General features: G+C 71.1%; 14 protein-coding genes. 2 read left to right on the top strand and 12 right to left on the bottom strand.

Features of this window, described 5'->3' with window-relative positions; all coding sequences use genetic code 11:
• Nucleotides 1–357, bottom strand: coding sequence for a DUF1048 domain-containing protein (locus BJY16_RS28185; protein ID WP_185042584.1), 357 nt, complete (start codon nucleotides 355–357; stop codon nucleotides 1–3).
• On the bottom strand, nucleotides 354–680 hold the full coding sequence (locus BJY16_RS28180; protein WP_185042583.1) for a PadR family transcriptional regulator: 327 nt from the start codon (nucleotides 678–680) through the stop codon (nucleotides 354–356). Before BJY16_RS28180 ends, BJY16_RS28185 begins: the two co-directional genes overlap by 4 nt.
• 206 nt (nucleotides 681–886) lie before the next feature.
• On the opposite strand from BJY16_RS28180, the gene BJY16_RS28175 reads away from it, so the two are divergent.
• Nucleotides 887–2,809 (top strand): APC family permease, encoded by a 1,923-nt coding sequence (locus BJY16_RS28175; protein WP_185042582.1) that lies wholly within the window; start codon nucleotides 887–889, stop codon nucleotides 2,807–2,809.
• A gap of 7 nt (nucleotides 2,810–2,816) precedes the next feature.
• On the opposite strand, the gene BJY16_RS28170 is transcribed toward BJY16_RS28175, so the two are convergent.
• The 10 genes from BJY16_RS28170 to BJY16_RS28125 all read right to left on the bottom strand — a co-directional run bounded on the left by BJY16_RS28170 (nucleotide 2,817) and on the right by BJY16_RS28125 (nucleotide 14,891).
• Nucleotides 2,817–3,488, bottom strand: coding sequence for a response regulator (locus tag BJY16_RS28170; RefSeq protein WP_185042581.1), 672 nt, complete (start codon nucleotides 3,486–3,488; stop codon nucleotides 2,817–2,819).
• Nucleotides 3,485–5,968: a sensor histidine kinase gene (locus BJY16_RS28165; RefSeq protein ID WP_185042580.1), complete on the bottom strand. Its 2,484-nt coding sequence runs from the start codon at nucleotides 5,966–5,968 to the stop codon at nucleotides 3,485–3,487. The genes BJY16_RS28170 and BJY16_RS28165 overlap by 4 nt, the downstream gene beginning before the upstream one ends.
• Nucleotides 5,969–6,008: 40 nt before the next feature.
• Nucleotides 6,009–6,788, bottom strand: a complete 780-nt coding sequence (locus tag BJY16_RS28160) for a potassium-transporting ATPase subunit C (RefSeq protein ID WP_185042579.1) — start codon at nucleotides 6,786–6,788, stop codon at nucleotides 6,009–6,011.
• A gap of 5 nt (nucleotides 6,789–6,793) precedes the next feature.
• The gene (gene kdpB, locus BJY16_RS28155) at nucleotides 6,794–8,914 is read right to left on the bottom strand and encodes a potassium-transporting ATPase subunit KdpB (RefSeq protein WP_185042578.1); all 2,121 of its coding nucleotides are present in this window, start codon (nucleotides 8,912–8,914) and stop codon (nucleotides 6,794–6,796) included.
• Entirely contained in the window at nucleotides 8,911–10,557 is a 1,647-nt protein-coding gene (kdpA, locus tag BJY16_RS28150; RefSeq protein WP_185042577.1) for a potassium-transporting ATPase subunit KdpA, read from the bottom strand. The genes kdpB and kdpA overlap by 4 nt, the downstream gene beginning before the upstream one ends.
• On the bottom strand, nucleotides 10,557–10,646 hold the full coding sequence (kdpF, locus tag BJY16_RS48620) for a K(+)-transporting ATPase subunit F (protein ID WP_185042576.1): 90 nt from the start codon (nucleotides 10,644–10,646) through the stop codon (nucleotides 10,557–10,559). Before kdpF ends, kdpA begins: the two co-directional genes overlap by 1 nt.
• A 277-nt stretch (nucleotides 10,647–10,923) precedes the next feature.
• Complete coding sequence (locus BJY16_RS28140) at nucleotides 10,924–12,015, bottom strand: sensor histidine kinase (protein WP_185042575.1); 1,092 nt, start codon at nucleotides 12,013–12,015, stop codon at nucleotides 10,924–10,926.
• Nucleotides 12,016–12,422: 407 nt separating this feature from the next.
• Nucleotides 12,423–12,923: a GyrI-like domain-containing protein gene (locus BJY16_RS28135; protein ID WP_185042574.1), complete on the bottom strand. Its 501-nt coding sequence runs from the start codon at nucleotides 12,921–12,923 to the stop codon at nucleotides 12,423–12,425.
• A 162-nt stretch (nucleotides 12,924–13,085) separates the two neighbouring features.
• Nucleotides 13,086–13,958 carry a helix-turn-helix domain-containing protein gene (locus tag BJY16_RS28130; RefSeq protein ID WP_185042573.1) on the bottom strand — a complete coding sequence of 291 codons (873 nt, stop codon included), beginning with the start codon at nucleotides 13,956–13,958 and terminating at the stop codon, nucleotides 13,086–13,088.
• Nucleotides 13,959–14,471: 513 nt separating this feature from the next.
• Nucleotides 14,472–14,891, bottom strand: coding sequence for a hypothetical protein (locus tag BJY16_RS28125; RefSeq protein WP_185042572.1), 420 nt, complete (start codon nucleotides 14,889–14,891; stop codon nucleotides 14,472–14,474).
• Between the two features lie 468 nt (nucleotides 14,892–15,359).
• On the opposite strand from BJY16_RS28125, the gene BJY16_RS28120 reads away from it, so the two are divergent.
• Nucleotides 15,360–19,586, top strand: coding sequence for a PAS domain S-box protein (locus tag BJY16_RS28120; RefSeq protein ID WP_185042571.1), 4,227 nt, complete (start codon nucleotides 15,360–15,362; stop codon nucleotides 19,584–19,586).
• The last annotated feature ends 42 nt before the right edge of the window (nucleotides 19,587–19,628 follow it).

Below are 19,628 nucleotides of genomic sequence, written 5' to 3'. Positions count from 1 at the left end.
TCAGCCTCCCAGCCGGCCGAGTTTTCTCGCCACGTTGTTGTTCAACTGCTCGCGCCACCGATCCCGGTAGGTCGGCGCGCCGGCTCCCCCGGCGAGCGCCGCGCAGAAGCCCGGGATGTCGTCACCGAGCACCTCGTGGATGCCCTGCCCGTCCGCCGACGCCTCTTCGAGCAGCGCCAGGGCGGCGTCGAAGATCGGCATCAGATTGCGGCCGGTGAAGTCCCCGTGCGGGAACAGGTGCACCTTGATCTGCTCCCATGCCGCCCGATAGTCGGGTGGCAACGCCTGCGCCCGCACTTCGAACGCCTTCCACTCCCGGGTGAGGTCGCTGCCGGTGATGGTTTCCCAGAAGCTCATCGCCTGCCCTCCTTGAGGCTGTCGATGCGTGATGAGACGTACTCCCATTTCGCCCAGAACGTCGCGAGCTCGGCGCGGCCGGCGTCGTTGAGCGCGTAGAACTTGCGCGGCGGGCCCACCTCGGACGGTCGTTTCGTCACCTGGACCAGCCCGTTGCGCTCCAGTCGCAGCAGGATGGTGTAGACCGTTCCGTCGATGACGTCCGCGAAACCGAGCTCGTTGAGCCGGCGCGTGATGGCGTACCCGTAGGTCTCCTCGCCGTTGATGATTTCCAGCACGCAGCCTTCGAGCGTGCCCTTCAACATCTCGGTGAGATCCTCCATCGAACCGTCCCTCCACCCGGTACCTCGTACCACTGGGTACCGCTATACGGTAACACCGAGTACCGGTATCCGGTAGTACCGAGTACCGATCGCCTTTTTGACGTTTTGTTAACGCGGCGTAGCCGGTCCCGCGGGGTCCACGAGTGCCAGGATCGGTGGCGAAGGCGGGGTACACCCCCGGCCGGGATCCTGCCGGGGAGACATCGATGGCCGTAACCGAAGAGCGTCACACCGTGCGCCGGTGGCTTCTTCAGGGGCTCACCGAGCGGACCGCCCCGCACGAGGGACCGCATGCCGAGGCCGGCGGGCCCGAGAAGCCGCATGCCTGGTGGAAGGTCATGTGCCTGACCGGCGTCGACTACTTCTCCACGCTCGGTTACCAGCCGGGGATCGCGGCGCTCGCGGCCGGAGTGCTCTCCCCGCTGGCGACACTGGTCCTGGTGGCGGTGACACTGCTCGGCGCACTCCCGGTCTACCGGCGGGTCGCCGCGGACAGCCCGCACGGCGAGGGCTCGATCGCGATGCTGGTCCGGCTGCTCTCCTTCTGGAAGGGCAAGCTGTTCGTCCTGGTGCTGCTGGGATTCGCGGCCACCGACTTCATCATCACGATCACCCTGTCCGCCGCCGACGCGACCGCCCACATCGACGAGAACCCGTTCCTGCCCGGGGCGATGCGCGGGCACGAGGTAGCGATCACGCTGCTGCTCGTCGCGCTGCTCGGCGGGGTGTTCCTCAAGGGCTTCACCGAGGCGATCGGCATCGCGGTGGCCCTGGTCGGGGTCTACCTGGGGCTCAACGTGATCGTGGTCGGCGACGCCCTGGTGGAGGTGATCTCGCACCCGCACGCGGTCAGCGACTGGACCGGGGCGATGACCACCGCGCACGGCAGCCCGCTGGCCATGGTCGGGATCGCGCTGCTGGTCTTCCCGAAACTGGCCCTGGGCCTGTCCGGTTTCGAGACCGGCGTCGCCGTCATGCCGCACATCAAGGGCGACCTCGACCAGCGGATCCGCGGCGGGAAACAGCTGCTCACCACGGCGGCCGGGATCATGAGCGTCTTCCTGATCACCAGCAGCGTCGCCACCACCGTGCTGATCCCGGAGCGGGAGTTCGAGCCGGGCGGCGAGGCCAACGGCCGGGCCCTGGCCTACCTGGCGCACGAGAACCTGGGCAGCGTCTTCGGCAGTGTCTATGACCTCTCCACCATCGCGATCCTGTGGTTCGCCGGCGCGTCCGCGATGGCCGGCCTGCTCAACCTCGTGCCGCGCTACCTGCCCAAGTTCGGCATGGCTCCGGACTGGGCCCGCGCGGTGCGTCCCCTGGTGCTGGTCTTCACCGGCGCCGCGTTCCTGATCACCTGGATCTTCGACGCCGACGTCGACGCGCAGGGCGGCGCGTACGCGACCGGCGTGCTGGTGCTGATCACCTCGGCCGCCGCGGCGGTGACCCTGTCTGCTCGCCGCCGCCGCCAGCGCGGCCGGACGTGGGCGTTCGCGCTGGTCACCGCGGTCTTCGCGTACACCACGGTCGCGAACGTGGTGGAGCGCCCGGACGGCGTCAAGATTGCCGGGTGCTTCATCATGGCGATCCTGCTGGTGTCGCTGCTGTCCCGGATCTTCCGGGCGTTCGAGCTGCGGGTCACCCACATCGAGGCCGACCACGTCACCCAGGGCTTTCTCCAGGAGCTGGGCAAACGACAGATCCGGCTGATCGCCAACGAGCCGGACCGGCGCGACGCGGCCGAATACTCCGACAAGATGGCCCAGATCATCGCGGACAACGACATGACCGATCAGGCTGACGTGCTGTTCGTCGAGGTGAACGTGCGGGACGCCTCGGACTTCGAGACCGAGTTGCACGTACGCGGTGAGGTCCTGCATCACCGGTATCGGGTGCTGACCGTGGAGAGTTCGTCGGTGCCCAGCGCGCTGGCGGCCCTGGTGTTGTGGATGCGCGACACGACACACCGGCGGCCGCACATCTACTTCGAGTGGACCGAGGGCAACCCGGTGGCGAACTTCGCCCGCTATCTGATCTTCGGGCAGGGCGAGGTGGCGCCGGTGACCCGGGAGATGATCCGGCAGGCCGAGCCGGACCGGCGGCGGCGCCCGCACGTGCACGTCGGCTGACCGCCGGTCAGGGCTGGTAGCGGTAGCCCATCCCGGGTTCGGTGAGCAGGTGCCGGGGACGGGCCGGATCGATCTCCAGCTTGCGGCGCAGCCGGGCCATGTACTGCCGCAGGTAGTTGGTGTTGTTCTGGTAGTGCGGCCCCCACACGTCCAGCAACAGCTCCCGCTGGGTGATCAGCTTGCCCGGATGCCGGAGCAGGTGGTCGAGCAGTTGCCACTCGGTCGGGGTGAGGCGGACGTCGCCGCTGACCGAGCGCCGGCCCAGATCGATGTCCCGGGAGCCGATCCGGACCACCGGGCTGTCCGTCCCGGCCGGCTGCACGCGGCGGGTCACCGCGCGCATCCGGGCGAGCAGTTCCTCGATGCCGAACGGTTTGGTGACGTAGTCGTCGGCGCCGGCGTCGAGCGCGCCCACCTTGTCGGCGCTGCCGGCCCGGCCGGAGAGCACGATGATCGGCACCGTCGTCCAGCCGCGCAGCCCGGCGATCACGTCGGTGCCCTCCATGTCGGGCAGGCCCAGGTCCAGCACCACCAGGTCGGGATGCGGCTGCTGTGCGGCGGCGCGCAGGGCGGCTCTGGCGTCGCCCGCGGTGTCGACGTCGTACCCATGGGCCTTGAGGTTGATCCGTAGCGCGCGCAGGATCTGCGGTTCGTCGTCGACGACGAGCACCCGGGTCATCCGGCCGCGCTCGTGGGCAGGGCGAGCACCATGGTGAGGCCTCCTCCAGGGGTCTCTTCGGGGGTGAGGGTACCGCCCATCGCCTCGGTCAGCCCGCGCGAGAGGGCCAGGCCGAGCCCGACGCCGGTGTGGTTGTCGCGATCGCCCAGGCGCTGGAACGGCAGGAAGACCTCGTCCCACCGGTCGCTGGGGATGCCGGCTCCGTGGTCGATGACGCGCAGCTCGACACTGTCGCCGTGGCTGCTTCCGGTGATCATCGGCGGGTGGCCGGCCGGGCTGTAGCGCAGCGCGTTGGCGAGCAGGTTGACCAGGACCCGTTCCAGCAGTCCCGGATCGGCGTGCAGCGCGGGCAGGTCGTCCGGGACATGCACGATCACGGTACGGCTCGGCGGACCGAGATCGTCCAAGGCCCGGGGTACGACCTCCTCGGCGCCGAGCTCGACCACGGCGACGCCGAGCGCGCCGGCCTGCAGGCGGCTCATGTCGAGCAGGTTGGCGACCAGCCGGTCCAGCCGGTCCAGGGACTCGTCGGCGGTCGCCAGCAGCTCGCCCCGATCGTCCTCGTCGAACTGCACCTCGGTGCTGCGCAGGCCGGCGATGGCGGCTTTGGCGGAGGCCAGCGGGGTCCGCAGATCGTGGCTGACCGCGGCGAGCAACGCGGTCCGTAGTTTGTTCGCCTCGGCGAGGGGCCTGGCAGCTGCCGCCTCGGTGGCCAGCCGTTCCTGACGGAGCGCGACGGCGGCCTGCGCGGCGAACGCCTCCAGGATGCGCCGGTCGGAGGCGGGCCGGGTGGGCCCTTTGATCAGCATGGTCAGGTGCGCGTCGACCCGGACTGCGATGTCGGCGTCGGCGGGCCGTCCGCACACCGGCTGCCCCACGCCCGCGACGACCGTGCCGTCGTCCACCAGGGTGACCGAGTCCAGGGCGAACGTTTCGCGGAGCCGGTCGAGCAGCGCGGCCAGCGGCCGCTGGCCACGCAGGACGCTGCCGGCGACGGTGGCCAGCGTCTGCGCGTCGGCGCCGGCCTGGGCGGCCTGCCGGGTCCGGCGGGCCGCGGTGTCGACGACCCAGCTGACCGCGACCGCGACGACGACGAAGATGGCCAGGGCGAGCAGGTTCTGCGCCTCGGCGATGGTGAACCGCCCGACGGGCGGCGTGAAGTACCAGTTGAGCAGCAGCGAGCCGCCGATCGCGGCGAGCAGCGCCGGCCAGAGCCCGCCGATCAGGGCGACACCGACGACGGCGGCCAGGAACAGCAGGATGTCGTTGGTCAGGGACAGGCTCGGGCCGGTCTTGAGCAGCGCGGTCAGCAGCGGCAGTCCGAGCAGCACGGTGAGGATGCCGGCGAGGCGCCGGCTGCGCGACAACGCCGGCGGGATCGGGCCCCGCCGCCGGCCGCGGCCGGCGTGCTCGTGGGTGACCAGGTGCACGTCGATCGTCCCGGATCGGGCGATCGTGGTCACCCCGACCCCGGCGGTGAACAGTTGCGCGATCCGGCCGCGGCGCGAGGCGCCGAGCACGATCTGGGTGGCGTTGACGCCACGGGCGAACTCCAGCACCGCGGCCGGGATGTCGGTGCCGGCCACCTGGTGATAGCTGCCGCCCAGGCTCTCCACCAGCAGCCGCTGTCTGGCCAGTTGTGCCGGGTCGGCGCCGGCCAGCCCGTCGTTGCGGGTCACGTGCACCGCGAGCAGGTCGGCGCCCTTGGTGCGATCGGCGATCCGGGCGGCGCGCCGGATCAGCGTGTCGCCCTCGGGGCCGCCGGTCAGAGCCACCACGACACGTTCCCGGGTCTCCCAGGTGGCGTCGATGTCGTGGTCGGAGCGGTACCGGTCGAGCTGGTCCTCGACCTGCTCGGCGAGCCAGAGCAGGGCCAGCTCGCGCAGCGCGGTGAGGTTGCCGGTCCGGAAGTAGTTGCCGAGCGCCGCGTCGACCTTCTCCGGCCGGTAGATGTTGCCGTGCGCCATCCGGCGGCGCAGCGCCTCCGGCGTCATGTCGACCAGCTCGACCTGCTCGGCGGTGCGGACCACCGCGTCCGGCACGGTCTCGCGCTGGCCGACGCCGGTAATCCGGGCGACCACGTCGTTGAGTGACTCGAGATGCTGGACGTTGACCGTGGTCAGCACGCTGATCCCGGCGTCGAGCAGATCCCGCACGTCCTGCCACCGTTTGTCGTTGCGGCAGCCGGGGACGTTGGTGTGGGCCAGTTCGTCGACGACGGCGACCTCGGGCCGGCGAGCCAGCACGGCGTCGACGTCCATCTCGGTGAACCGCGCGCCGCGGTAGGTCACGGTGCGGCGCGGCACGATCTCGAGGTCGCCGACCATCGCGGCGGTGTGCTCGCGGCCGTGCGTCTCGACCAGGGCGACCACGACGTCGGTGCCGCGTCCCGCCCGCCGGTGCGCCTCTTCGAGCATGGTGTACGTCTTGCCGACGCCGGGCGCCGCGCCCAGGTAGATCCGCAGTTCTCCGCGTGCCATGGACATCCTCCGTGCCAACCGGCCGGCCCCGGCCGTCCCGTCACTTGCCGTCGAGCGCCCGGTTCAGGTCCAGGACGTTGACGGCGGGCTCGCCGAGGAACCCGAGGGCCCGGCCGGTGGTGTGCTCCTTGATCAGTTCGCGGACCCGGGCGGGGTCGAGTCCGCGCTCCCGGGCGACCCGGGGTGCCTGCAGTGCCGCGTACGCCGGGCTGATGTGCGGGTCGAGGCCGGAGCCGCTCGCGGTGACCGCGTCGGCGGGTACCACGGGGTCGGCGGGGGCGTCGCCGCGGACCGGGGTGAGCACGCCACCCGCGATCGCCCCGGTCCCCGGCTCCACGGGCACACCGTCGTACGTGCTGACGAAGGCCGGCCCGTTCACCGAGATCACCCTGGTCACCGGACCGGTCAGGCCGTCCCTGCGGAACACCTCGAGGACGGCGCCGACGCCGCCGGCGGTGCAGTACGGGCGGCTGCCGTCGACACCTTCGAGCTCGCCGACCGCGAGACTGCGCGCGCAGACCAGGGTGAGCAGGCTCTTGCGGGCGCCGGTGTCGACCATGTCCTCCGGGCCGAGGTTGCTGGCACCGGTCGCGGCCGGGTCGTAGTCGCCCGCGGACGGGCGGCTCTGGAAGTACTTCGCGACCGGGTTGCCGGCCGCGTCGGTGAACGACTGGCCGATCAGGCTGCGGTCCTCGCCGAGGCCGGCAATCCGGCCGAGCGCCACGAAGGCGAGCGGGTAGGCCAGGCCGAGCAGGACGGTCAGGACGAGCAGGGCGCGCAGCGCGGCGACGTGCTGCGCGAGCCAGGCGGGAAGGCGCATACGGATCAGATCCCCGGGACGAATGAGATGAGCAGGTCGATGAGCTTGATGCCGAGGAACGGCGCGATGACGCCGCCCAGGCCGTAGACCCCGAGGTTGCGGCGCAGCAGCGCGCTCGCCGACGACGGCCGATAGCGCACGCCGCGCAGCGCGAGCGGGATCAGCGCCACGATGACCAGGGCGTTGAAGATGACCGCGGACAGGATCGCCGAGCCCGCCGAGTGCAGCCGCATCACGTTGAGTGTGTCCAGCCCCGGATAGACCGCGGCGAACATGGCCGGGATGATCGCGAAGTACTTGGCGATGTCGTTCGCGATGCTGAACGTGGTCAGCGCGCCCCGGGTGATCAGCAATTGCTTGCCGATCTCGACGATCTCGATCAGCTTGGTCGGGTCCGAGTCGAGGTCGACCATGTTGCCGGCCTCCTTCGCGGCCGACGTGCCGGTGTTCATCGCCACCCCGACGTCCGCCTGGGCCAGCGCCGGGGCGTCGTTGGTGCCGTCGCCGGTCATCGCCACCAGGCGGCCGCCCCGCTGTTCCTTGCGGATCAGGGCGAGCTTGTCCTCCGGGGTGGCCTCGGCGAGGAAGTCGTCGACGCCGGCCTCGGCGGCGATCGCCGCCGCGGTCCGCGGATTGTCGCCGGTGATCATCACGGTGCGGATGCCCATCCGGCGCATCTCGTCGAACCTGGCCTTCATCCCGGACTTGACCACGTCCTTGAGGTGGATCACGCCGAGCGCCCGGGCCGGCTGCCCGTCGGCGTGCTCGGCGACGACGAGGGGCGTGCCGCCGGATCCGCTGATCGCGTCGACGATCTCGCCGACCTCCTCGGCCGGCTGCCCGCCGTGGGTGCGCACCCAGGTCAGGACCGCGGCGGCGGCGCCCTTGCGGATCCGGCGGCCGGGCAGGTCGACACCACTCATCCGGGTCTGCGCGCTGAACCCGACGAAGGTGGCGCCGGGCATCAGCCCGGGTTCGCGTTCCCGCAGATCGTGCCGGTTCTTCGCGAGAACGACGATCGACCGCCCTTCGGGCGTCTCGTCGGCCAGGCTGCTGAGCTGCGCGGCGTCCGCGAGGGCGTGCGGTTCGACCCCATTGACCGGTACGAACTCGGCAGCTTGCCGGTTGCCCAGCGTGATGGTGCCGGTCTTGTCGAGCAGCAGGGTACTGACGTCGCCGGCGGCTTCGACCGCGCGCCCGCTCATCGCCAGCACGTTGCGCTGCACCAGCCGGTCCATCCCGGCGATCCCGATCGCCGAGAGCAGCGCGCCGATGGTGGTCGGGATCAGGCACACCAGCAGCGAGACGAGTACGATGCCGGTGACCCCGTGGGCGTTGATCGCCGCGGTGTCCGGCGCGGCCGCCTGGTAGGCCTTGCTGAAGATCGCCAGAGGCTGCAGGGTGACCACGGCCAGCAAGAAGATGATCGTCAGCGCGGCCAGCAGGATGTTCAGGGCGATCTCATTCGGGGTCTTCTGCCGGTTCGCACCCTCGACCAGGGCGATCATCCGGTCCACGAAACTCTCGCCGGGCCGCTGGGTGATCCGCACGACGATCCGGTCGCTGAGCACCTTGGTGCCGCCGGTGACCGCCGACCGGTCACCGCCGGACTCCCGGATGACCGGTGCCGACTCGCCGGTGATCGCCGACTCGTCCACGCTGGCGACACCCCCGATCACGTCGCCGTCCCCGGGAATGGTCTGCCCGGCCTCGACCACGACCACGTCACCGGGCCGCAGCTCCGGCGCCGCGACCGTACGGCCGTCTCGCAGGTGGGCCACGGTGTCCTGCTTGGCGGCGCGCAGCGCGGCCGCCTGGGCCTTGCCGCGCCCCTCGGCGACCGCCTCGGCCAGGTTGGCGAAGACGACGGTCAGCCAGAGCCACGTGGTGATCAGCCAGGCGAACAGGCTCGGTTCGGCAATCGACAGAACGGCGGTGAAGACCGCGCCGATCTCGACGACGAACATCACCGGGTTGCGCCACATGGTCCGCGGATCGAGCTTGGCCAGCGCCCGCGGCAGCGATCGCCAGAGCTGGTCCGGATCGAGCAGCCCGCCGCCGACCCGGCGGGTGGTGGCCGGGACCGAGCCGGTGCCGGCCGGGCGTTGCAGGGTGGGGGTGGTCATGACAGGCCCTCCGCGAGGGGTCCGAGAGCGAGAGCGGGCAGAAAGGTGAGGGCGACCAGCACCACGGTGACGCCGGCGAGCATGCCGACGAACAGCGGTTGATGGGTGGGCAGCGTGCCCTCCGACGCGGGCACCGGCGGCTGTTTCGCCAGCGACCCGGCCAGCGCCAGGACCAGGATCATCGGCAGGAACCGGCCGAGCAGCATGGCCAGCCCCAGGGCGGTGTCCCACCACGGGGTGTTGACCGTGATGCCGGCGAAGGCGGAGCCGTTGTTGTTGGCGGCGCTGGTGAACGCGTACAGCACCTCGGACAGCCCGTGCGGGCCGGCGTTGAGTGCGGTGGCGTTGGTGCCGGTGGCGAACGCCGCGGCCGTGCCGCCCAGCACCAGCGCCGGGGTGATCAGGAAGTACAGCGAGGCGAGTTTGATCTCCCGAGCGCTGATCTTCTTACCCAGGTACTCCGGGGTGCGCCCGACCATGAGCCCCGCCACGAAGACCGTGATCACCGCGAGGATCAGCAGGCCGTACAGGCCGGAGCCGGTGCCCCCGGGAGCGACCTCGCCGAGCATCATGCTGACGATCGGCATCATGCCGCCCAGCGCGGTGTACGAGTCATGGAGCGAATCGACCGCGCCGGTCGAGGTCAGGGTGGTCGCCGCGGCGAACGTCGCGGAGTTCGGAACGCCGAAGCGGACCTCCTTGCCCTCCATCGCCGCACCGACCGCCTGCGGCACCGTGCCGGCTCCATGGGTCTCGAAGCCCACGGTCAACGCGGTCGAACCGAGGGCCAGCACCGCCATCACCGCGACGATCGCGTAACCCTGCCGGTGCTGCCCGACCATCCGGCCGAAGACCCGGGGCAGGCAGAACGGGATCAGCAGGATCAGGAAGACCTCCAGCCAGTTGGTCCAGGCGGTCGGATTCTCGAACGGGTGCGCGGAGTTGGCGTTGAAGAAGCCGCCACCGTTCGTACCCAACTCCTTGATCGCCTCCTGGGAGGCGACCGGACCCCCGGTGAGGTGCTGCGTCGCGCCGGTCAGCGTGGTGATGCCGGTGCCGGCGGACAGGTTCTGCACCATCCCGCCGATCATGAAGACGACCGTGACCAGCACGCAGATCGGCAGCAGGACCCGCAGCACGATCCGGATCAGGTCGACCCAGAAGTTGCCCAGCGTGCTGCGGCTGCGGGCGGCGAAGCCGCGGACCAGGGCCACCGCCACCGCGATGCCGGCGGCGGCCGAGACGAAGTTCTGCACGGCCAGGCCGGCCATCTGCGCCAGGTGACCCATCGTGGACTCGCCGGAGTAGGCCTGCCAGTTGGTGTTGGTCGTGAAGCTGACCGCGGTGTTCCAGGCGAGGTGGCTGGTGACCGGGTCCATCCCCAGCGACAACCACAACCTGTCCTGCAGGCGCAGCAGGGCATAGAGGAAGAGGATCGAGACGGCCGAGAAGGCGAGCACCGAGCGGGCGTAGACGGCCCAGGTCTGCCCGGCGTCCGCGTCCACCCCGACCAGGCGGTAGACGCCGCGCTCCACGACGGTGTGCCGCTTGCCGGTGACCACCCGGTACATGTGGTCGCCGAACGGCCGGTACACCGCGACCAGCGCGGCGACCAGGGCGATGACGAACAGCCAGCCCGCCATCAGAACTTCTCCGGGAACAGCAGAGCGGCCACCAGGAAGGCAGCCAGCAGCACGGCCAGGATCAGGCCGGCCAGGTTCACGGCGCTCACCGGCGTTCGACCGCCCGGATCAGCACGGTCAGCGCCGCGAACAGCACGACCGTGAGTACGACGAAGCCGAGGTCAGCCACGGAAGGCTCCTCGTTGCACGAATCTTGCTCGGGTCATGGGAGGAGCCAAGCGCGGCGGAGGACCGATTGTCAGCGTTGTTCACGCGATGCCTACGCCGGCCGCCGGAATGTTGACGCGTCTTTGACGCGGGAGTGATGTGCACTACGTCGGCGGCGCCTGCGACCGGGCCGGTCCTCGTGGACGGCCAGGAGGCCGGTTACCGCGCGATCGGCAGGTCGATCGTCATCGTGAGGCCGCCACCCGGGGTCCGGGACGGCACCAGCCGGCCGTTCATCGCGTCGGTGAAGCCGCGCGCGATCGCCAGTCCCAGGCCCAGATGTCCCTCGGCGGAGCGGTCACCGAGCCGCTGGAACGGGGCGAACACCCGGTCCAGGTCGGCGGGCGCGATTCCCGGGCCGTGATCGACGACGGCCACCCGCACCGTGTCGCCGTGAACTTCGGCGAGCACCGACACGTCACCGCCGGCCGCCGCGCGCAGGGCGTTGTCCACCAGGTTGGCGATCACCCGTTCCAGCAGGCCCGGGTCGGCGTACACCAGCGGCAGGTCGTCGGGCACCTGCGCGTGCAGGCGGGCCGGGTCGAACCCGAGCGCGGCCTGGGCCACCACCTCGTCGACGCCGATCGGCTGCAGCTCGACCGACAGCACGCCCGCCTGCAGCCGGCTCAGCGCCAGCAGGTTCTCGATCAGGTCACCGAGCCGGTCGGCGGACTCCACGACGGTGTCGACCAGTTCGGCCCGGTCCTCGTCGCTGAATCGCACATCACGGCTGGACAGCCCGGACGCCGCGGTCTTGATCGCGGTCAACGGCGTCCGCAGATCATGGCCGACCGCCCGCAGGATCGTGGTGCGCAGCCGGTCCACCTCGGCCAGCTGCTGCGCCCGCGAACCGCTGCGCTCGGCGGCGGCCCGCTGCCCGGCAGCGACGTTGACCAGCACACTGACCGTCACGGCGACCAGCACGTACACCACCAGCGTGGTCAGATTGTCCGGATCATCCACCGCGAGGGTGCGATAGGGCGGGATGAAGAACCAGTTCAGCAACGCGTCGCTGGCCACCGCCGCGGCCACCCCCGGCCAGACGCCGCCGACGATCGCCACGATCACCACCGCGACCAGGTAGACCAGCACCGCGCTGGACAGCGCCACCTGGCCGCCGCCGCGCAGCCCGAGACCGATCGCCGTGAGCAGGAGCAGCAGCAGCACCGCCGCGAGCAGGCCCCACAACGGCCGCGGCCGCCAGTCGACACGGTCGCTGAGCAGCCTGGAGGCACGGCCACGTATGCCCATCGACCGTTCCACCGCCCATGTCGCGCTTCTCGGGGACCTCAGCTGTAGATGCTGCCACGTGCCGGTCGGCGCACCTGGCCACTCCGCGCTCATCGCCGAGCCGACTCCGGATCGCGGCTGGATCCGCCGGGCCGTCCTTCCGCGCGGCCGAGCATCGAGGTGGTTGGGGAGGCCGCTGGTGGGCGTGCGGCGGTCGCGCTCGCCCGGCGATCCCCCGGCTGCCTGGGCGTCAACGGCCGCGCAAGTCGTCCACACTCGTGCGGCGGACCAGCAGATCGGCGCCCGAGCGGAAGAGTTCCAGCTGGCCGGCTGCCACGAGATCGAATACCGCGGTCCGGGTGAGCCCCAGGACGTGCGCCGCGGCATCGACGCTCAGGAGCTCCGGCGGCGGAAGGTGTCCCCGGCTTTCACGAAGGATCGTCGGCCAGGCGGATCGCCAACTCGGTGCGCCAGCGCGTCTTCATCCGCTCCGAGCGCGGGTCGGTGAGGTAGGCCTCGTAGCGGCAGCCGAACCACTCACCCTCGGGAGTGTCCGCCCGGTCCAGCGCGAGTCCCTGCTCGGTGGCCCAGTCGCGCAGCAAGCCGTTCGCGCGCCGGCCGTGATTGACGTAGGTCAGGCTCGCGTAGCGGCCGGCCGGCAGCACGCCGCGCCGGATCCGGTCGTCGCCCGCGACCGGTTCGTCGGTGAGGACGCCCACCTCGATGTCCATCGGACCGTCCATGTCCACCACGTGCAGGCGGAAGAACGTGTGACCGTACGCGAACGCCCGCTCGTCCGCCCACGAGTAAAGCTCCTGCATGAGCTCATCGCGGACGGCGAACATGCCGCGGAAGGGGGTGACCGTGCGGATGCCGACGCAGTGCCGGTCGGGCTGGGCGACGATCGCCGGACCGTTGATGATCTCCATCGGCTCCTCCACGTCGGACTCGGTCGTCCAAGGGCCTACCAGGACACCGGCGCTGTAGGTGGGAACGCTTGTTGAGGGCGCCTCAGACCCGGACAATGGACCTCGACGAGGTCGGCTGCCCTCGCGCTGGTTGCGCGTTGGCGGTTGGCGGTTGGCGCCGGATCAGGCCGCGAGATCGCGGTACTGGCGCAGATACTTTTCGAGAAGCGGTTCAACATCGTCGGTAGCCGCATCGTCGAGCATGTCGAACACCTGCCGGTATGACGCTACGTCATCTGGGCCTCGGCTCATCATCGCCGTGTTGAAGGCGTCGATGACTACGCAGGTGTCGTCGAGTAGCTCGAAGCCGTGGATGAGCGGCAACGGAAGCGTCGCGTCGGCCGGAATGAATTTCAGGCTGACGTTGGCCTGGCCTGCCACTTGGCGGAGGCGTTCGATTTGGCCGAGCATGTGAATGGGTTTAGCCACCCGGCTGCTCAGAGCGGCTTCCCCGAGCATGAAGTTGAATTGACGGCCAGGCTCTACGAGGATCTCCTGGCGAGCTACGCGAGCGGAGACGGCTTCCGCGACGCTGGTGACGCGTCCCTCGCGGTGCCGAGGCCCGTAGACCACATCGATCGACGACAAGATCGCGCGTGCGTACTCGCTGGTCTGGACCAGGCCGATCATGACACCTGGTTGGAATACACGAAACTCGCGAGTATTAGCTTCGATCCGGGCGACCTCGGACTGGATGCCTCCGACCGAGCCGGTCGTCTGTCGCCAGTCGGTCATGCGGTTATGAACACGTTCGGCATGGTTGATCAGACGATTGGTGACCTCTGGTGAGGCGCCGAGGGCTCGGGCGAGACGGGCGACATCCTCAGGCGACACAGAGGTCTGTCCGGTCTCGATCCGGGAGATCTTGGCCTGACTCATCTTCGTCATCTGGCCGAGCTGTTGTCCGGTGATGCCGGCTTTGCGGCGCATGCGGGCGATGGCCGCACCAGGCGACTCGGACGGGTTACCGGATTCGTCGGTAGGACCGGTGCTCATCCTCGCCTCCCCCTCGGTGCGGCAATCGCCGCGTTGGAGCTACATTCAGCCAGCGGCTTGATGGGCAGCCGTCAGAAGCTCGGCGGGAATCTCTACCAGCAGCTCACCAGCAGTGAGGGTCACCCCGGCTTGTTGCGCGTCCACTGCATATCCCTGGACGAGGATCGTCCCACGGTCGGTCCGGAAGACGGTCGGGCAGGTCCCACTTGAACAGCTCGTTGCCAGCAGTTCTAGCGCCGGTCGGGCAGTCTCGCGGACCCCATTCTCAGCATTGATCATAGTCTCTTACGCCACCGTTCTTCTTGGGCGGGCGTCATGAAGACACCAACCGGAATTATGTGATCGGCCCGAGGCGCGTCAGCCCTCCGATAGCGGACCTTGGTGACGATCAGTCATGTTGCAGCCTGCTACCTTGCCGTTTAGAGGACCTATGTCCGTTATTCGCGTCAGCTGCATATGCGCTTGTGGCGAGTGCAGGTGAGCTTCACCCTGACAATAGGCCGCCATTCTGGATCATCCGGCGGTAGGTCCGACATCGCTCCGGAAGTGGACCGACAGACCGGGATCCGTCGCCATCTCAAACGAAGCAATGGCCAGGAGGTTCGCATGTTGCAACTCGCCGCAACCACGACAACCGGCATGTGGCCGCCACTCTCGCTCGGGCAACTCACGCTGCTTGCCGCCGCGACCTGCCTCGCCGTCGCGCTTGTCGGGCTCAGACGCGCGCTCGCTCCGATAGGCCCGCTCCTCCGGGCACTTGCGGCAGCTGCCACGGCAGGGGCCGGAATTTGCGTCGCGCTCATCCTGATCATCGCCGTCGCGGTTCAAGGGGCCTGACGTGAACGGTGTGTTCGTGGTCGCTGCCTTGATGGTGATCACGTTGTTCGTCGTCACCGAGCTGGCTGTAGCTGTACTGCCGATGATCATCGTCATTGTGTGCGTTCCTCCGCTGGAACGACGGGACCTCGCTCAGCTCCTCGCCGCAGCCGACAGTTCCCGTCGGTTACGGCTCTGGCGAGCGTTGGATCTGGCTGCCAAAGCGCGTCGGCTCGACCGGCGTGATGTCCGATCCTCAGGCCCCGCGCCGTGCAGCTGCGGGTGTCTGGTAAGGCTGGAATACCCCTCCACCGCCACGTCCTCGCCATCACAGGTCGTAAGGTCGTAGACCCGCTCGACCCACGTGACCATGGCGAGACTGGCGCTTGCCGATTCTTCTGCGGTCAGGAGAGCCAGCTTCGTCACCACAGTGGTCAGGCCGCGGGGCAGATCGACATCGTTCGGTACGGCGCGGCGCCCGCGGGTGCGAGCTGAGCCGGCCCCGGGCGGCCGTCAGTGGCGGTTCGACCCGGACGGGGAGGATAAGATTCGGTTCTTGTCTCTTGGTCGGGTGGAGGTCGCACCGTGAGCGACGCCGAGGCCACCCGGCACGCCGTGCGGACCGAGTCGGTGCAGCTGGCGGAATGGTCGGCGAGCCTGTTCCGGGACAGCGACGACGGCATCTTCGTGGCCGATGAGGACGGCGTCGTGCTGGAGGTCAACGAGGCCTGGGCGCGGCTCGTCGGCTGGGGGCGCGACCAGGCTCCCTATCCTCCACCGCATCCCTGGTGGCCGGAGTCCGGGGACGATCCCGAGGTGCGCGCCCAACTGGATGCGGCGCTGGCTCAGCTGCGCGCCGGGAGCAGCGGATCGTACGAGGTCCGGTTCCGCCACCGCAGCGGCCGCCGGATCTGGGTGTCGATCACCGCGACGTCGGTGCCCGATCCCGGTGCGGCGCGGCGGCTGCTGGTCGGCACGGCCCGCGACGTCACCGAGCACCGCGCCGTGCGGCGGCGGCAGCAGCTCGCCGTCACGCTGTCCCAGCGGCTCAACGACGCCTCCGACGTCGACGAGGTCCTGCAGCTGCTGAAACATGACCTGGCCGAGATGTTCGACGCCGAGGTCTATCTGGCCGTCCACGACGACGGGCCGGCCCGGGCGGAGTCGCCCGGACCGGTGCCGGGCGACGGGCCGGCCCCGGCGGAGTCGGCCGGCCCGGTGCCCGGCGTGCCGGCCCGCATCCGGGCCGCCGGCCGCGAGTGGCGGCTGTGGATCGCGTTCGCCGAGCCGCGCCCGGTCACCGGCGAGGAGCACCTGGTGCTCGGGCTGGCCGCGACCGCCGCGGGGCAGGCGCTGCAGCGGCTGCACACCCGCGACGAGCAGCGGCGGTTGACCGATCAGCTGCGCTCGGCGGCGGCCAGCGCCACCGAGCAGGCGCGGGCCTGGCAGCTGGAGGCGGCCATCCAGACCGAGCAGACCCGCGCCGAGCGCCGGTTCCGCTCGCTGGTCGAGGCGACCAACACGGTGGTCTGGTCCCGCGACCCGGACGGCATGATCCGCGAGCCGCAGGACTCCCTGGCGCGCTACACCGGCCAGCCGTGGCCGGACCAGCGGGGGTCCGGCTGGCTGGAGATGGTCCACCCGGACGACCGGGCCCGGCTGGCGGCCGCGGTGCCGGAGGCGGCCGGCGAGGTCGGCTACCGGCTGTGGCACGCCGGCAGTGGCGCCTACCGGCATGTGCTCGGCCGGGCCGCCGCCATCCGGGACGAGCACGGCGACGTCGTGGAGTGGCTGGGCACGATCGCCGACGTCCACGGGCAGGTCGCGGCCGAGGACGACGTCCGCCGAGCCACCGCGATCATCGACGCGATCCTGCGGGAGGCGCCGGTCGGCATCGGCTGGGCCGATCTCGGCCTGCGGCTGCGGCACATCAACCCGGCGCTGTCCCGGATCAACGGCCTGTCCGTCGCCGACCACCTCGGGCGGCGCCCGGCCGAGCTGTGGGGTGCGACCGGGCGGCGGATCGAGGAGTTGATGCGCCAGGCGATCGAGCACGGCCCGGTGACCGGGGTCGAGTTCACCGCGCCCGCGCCGGACACCGGGTTGCCACGGCACCGGGTGGCCAGCTACTTCCCGATCCGTATCGCGGGCTCGGCGCAGGACGTCGGCGTCGGGTTCACCATCGTCGACGTCACCGAGCGGACCCGCCTGCTGCAGGCCCTCGGCGAGCAGCGCACCCGGTTCGAGCGGCTGGTGGACACCGACGTGCTGGCGGTCTTCGGCGGCATCGACGAGACGATCGTCGAGGCCAACGACGCCTTCCTGACCATGCTGGGGCACACCCGGGAGGACCTGAACCAGGGCCGGCTGCGCTGGCCGGACCTCACCCCGCCCGGCTGGGAGGACGCGGACCGGCGCTCCCTGGAGGAGCTGACCACCACCGGGCGGTCCAGCGCGTTCCCCAAGGAATATCTGCACGCCGACGGGCACCGGGTGCCGGTGCTGATCGGCGTGGTGGCGCTGGATCAGGCGCCGCTGCGCTGGCTGGCGTACGCCGCCGACCTGACCGCCGAACGCGCCGCGCAGGCGGAGTCCCGGCTCTTCCAGGCGCTGGTGGAGCGCTCCGGGGACCTGATCGCCGTGGCCCGGCTGGACGGCTCGGTGCGCTACGTCAACCCGGCCGGCCTGCGGATGACCGGGCGCACCCGGCCGCCGGAGCGGCTCACCGACCTGATCGGGGAGCCGCTGCAGGCCCGCGACGCGGACCGCCCGTCACCGCAGCGCACCATCCAGGCGTTGCCCACCGCCCGCACCGGGGTCCCCGCCGAGGTGGATCTGCAGGCCTTCACCGTGGCCGGGGACACCGAGGCGACTCCGCACCTCGCGGTGGTGGCCCGCGACGTGACCGATCGGCAGCGCACGTTACGGCAGGCCGAGGCGCTGGCCCGGCTGGCCGGCGCGCTGAGCTCCGCCACCGACCGGGCGGCGGTCATCGACGCGGTGGGGCTGCTGCTGCCGGCCGTCGCCGAGGCCGCCTCGGCCACGTGGCTGGCGGCCTCGGACGCCACGGCCGGTGCGGTCGCGGAGTCCGGCTCGGCGTTCACGGTGCCGGTGGTCCGCAGCTCGGCGATCTCGGACGGGGCCGTGCTGCTCCGCTGGCGGCGGCCGGTCGAGATCGACGACCGGCTGCGGAGCGTGCTGCAGACCGTGGCCGACCTGATCGGCCAGGCGCTGCAGCGTACCGATCTGATCGCCGCCGCCTCCGGCATGGCCACGCTGGCCGCGAGGCTCAGCGTCACCCGCACCCCGGACGAGACCATCGCCGTGGTGCTGGAGACGGTTCCGGCGGTGCTCGGCGTCGCGGAGTCGTGCCTGCTCGTGCTGGAGCCGGCCGACCGGCTGCGGCTGTTCACCGGTGGCTCGGACGCCGCCGCCGCGGCGTACACCGACCTGCGACCCGACGACTCGCGAGCGGTGGCGGTGGCGCTGCGCACCGGGCAGCGGACCGTTCAGTACGCCGGCGCCGGGCAGGAGGTCGCCACCACGGCGGCGCTGCCACTGCACGACTCGCAGGGCCGCACCGTCGCCGCGCTCGGGCTGGGCTGGCCGGACCGGCGGCACTTCGGCGCCGACGACCTGGCCCGGCTCGACACCGTGGCCGACCTGTGCGAGCAGACCCTGGAGCGCACCCGGCTGGTCGCCGCGGAACACCAGCTGATCACCCGGCTGGCCACCCGCCTGCATCCGGCGTCGGCCGCCGTGCCGGACGACCTGGACATCGCCGTGCGGTACCGGCCGGCGCTGTCCGGCCTCGGTCTGGGCGGCGACTGGTACGACCTGATCAGCCTCCCCGGCCGCCGGTTCGCCGTGGTGGTGGGCGACGTGGTGGGGCACCACATCGACGCGGCCGCCGACATGGCACAGCTGCGTACCGTGATCAACACGCTGATCCGGCTGCAGGTGCCGCTCGCCGACCTGTTCGCCCGGTTCACCGCTCTGGTCGGCCGCGACTTCTGGGGTACGGCCGTGGTCGCCGTCTTCGACCCGGACCGGGAACGCGCCGACGTCGTCCGGGCCGGACACCCGTACCCGATCATGCTGGGCGCGGACCTCGCGCCGGCGGCGGTCGCCACCGACCGCACCCCGCCGCTCGGCCTGGTGACCCGGCCGGTCCCGGTCACCTCGGTGCCGTTCGCGCCGGGCACCGCGCTGCTGGCCTACACCGACGGGCTGGTCGAGCGTCGCGACACCGGATACGACGACGAGGTGCGCGAGCTGCACGCCACCCTGGCCGCCACCAGCGCCGAGGCCTCCGCCGACGAGATCGCCGACGCGGTGCTGGCCGCCGCCCACGCCGGGGAGGACGACCAGGCGCTCGTCGTGGTCCGGCACCGGCCCAGGGCCGCCCGGGACGACGCGGACGACTTCCGGACGGCGTTCACCGCGGAGATGATCGGCGGCCTGCGGCACACCGCCCGGGCGGCGGCCGAGCGCGCCGGCCTCTCCCCCGACCGGGCCGAGGACTTCACCATCGCGGTGTACGAGCTGCTCACCAACGCCGTCCGGCACGGCGGCGGCCGGGGCGAGCTGCGCCTGCGCCGCACCGCGACCATGCTGGCCTGCGAGATTCGCGACGACGGTACGACCGGCGGCAGCGTGAGCCCGGCGGACACGCCGCCCGCGCCGGACACGCCGGGCGGCCGCGGCCTGTGGCTCGCCCGGCAGCTCGCCGACGGGCTGCACCTGCACCCGATCCGGGCCGGTGGCCTGGCCGCCACGCTGCTGATGCACCTCGACCCGGCCACCTCCTGACTGCGTCGGATTCGGCCCCGCGCGGCGCGCACGACATGCTCT

This window comes from Actinoplanes octamycinicus (assembly GCF_014205225.1).
GTDB lineage: Bacteria > Actinomycetota > Actinomycetes > Mycobacteriales > Micromonosporaceae > Actinoplanes > Actinoplanes octamycinicus.
The sequence above is the reverse complement of the archived record's forward strand: the minus strand, read 5'-3'. Positions and strand labels throughout refer to the sequence as shown.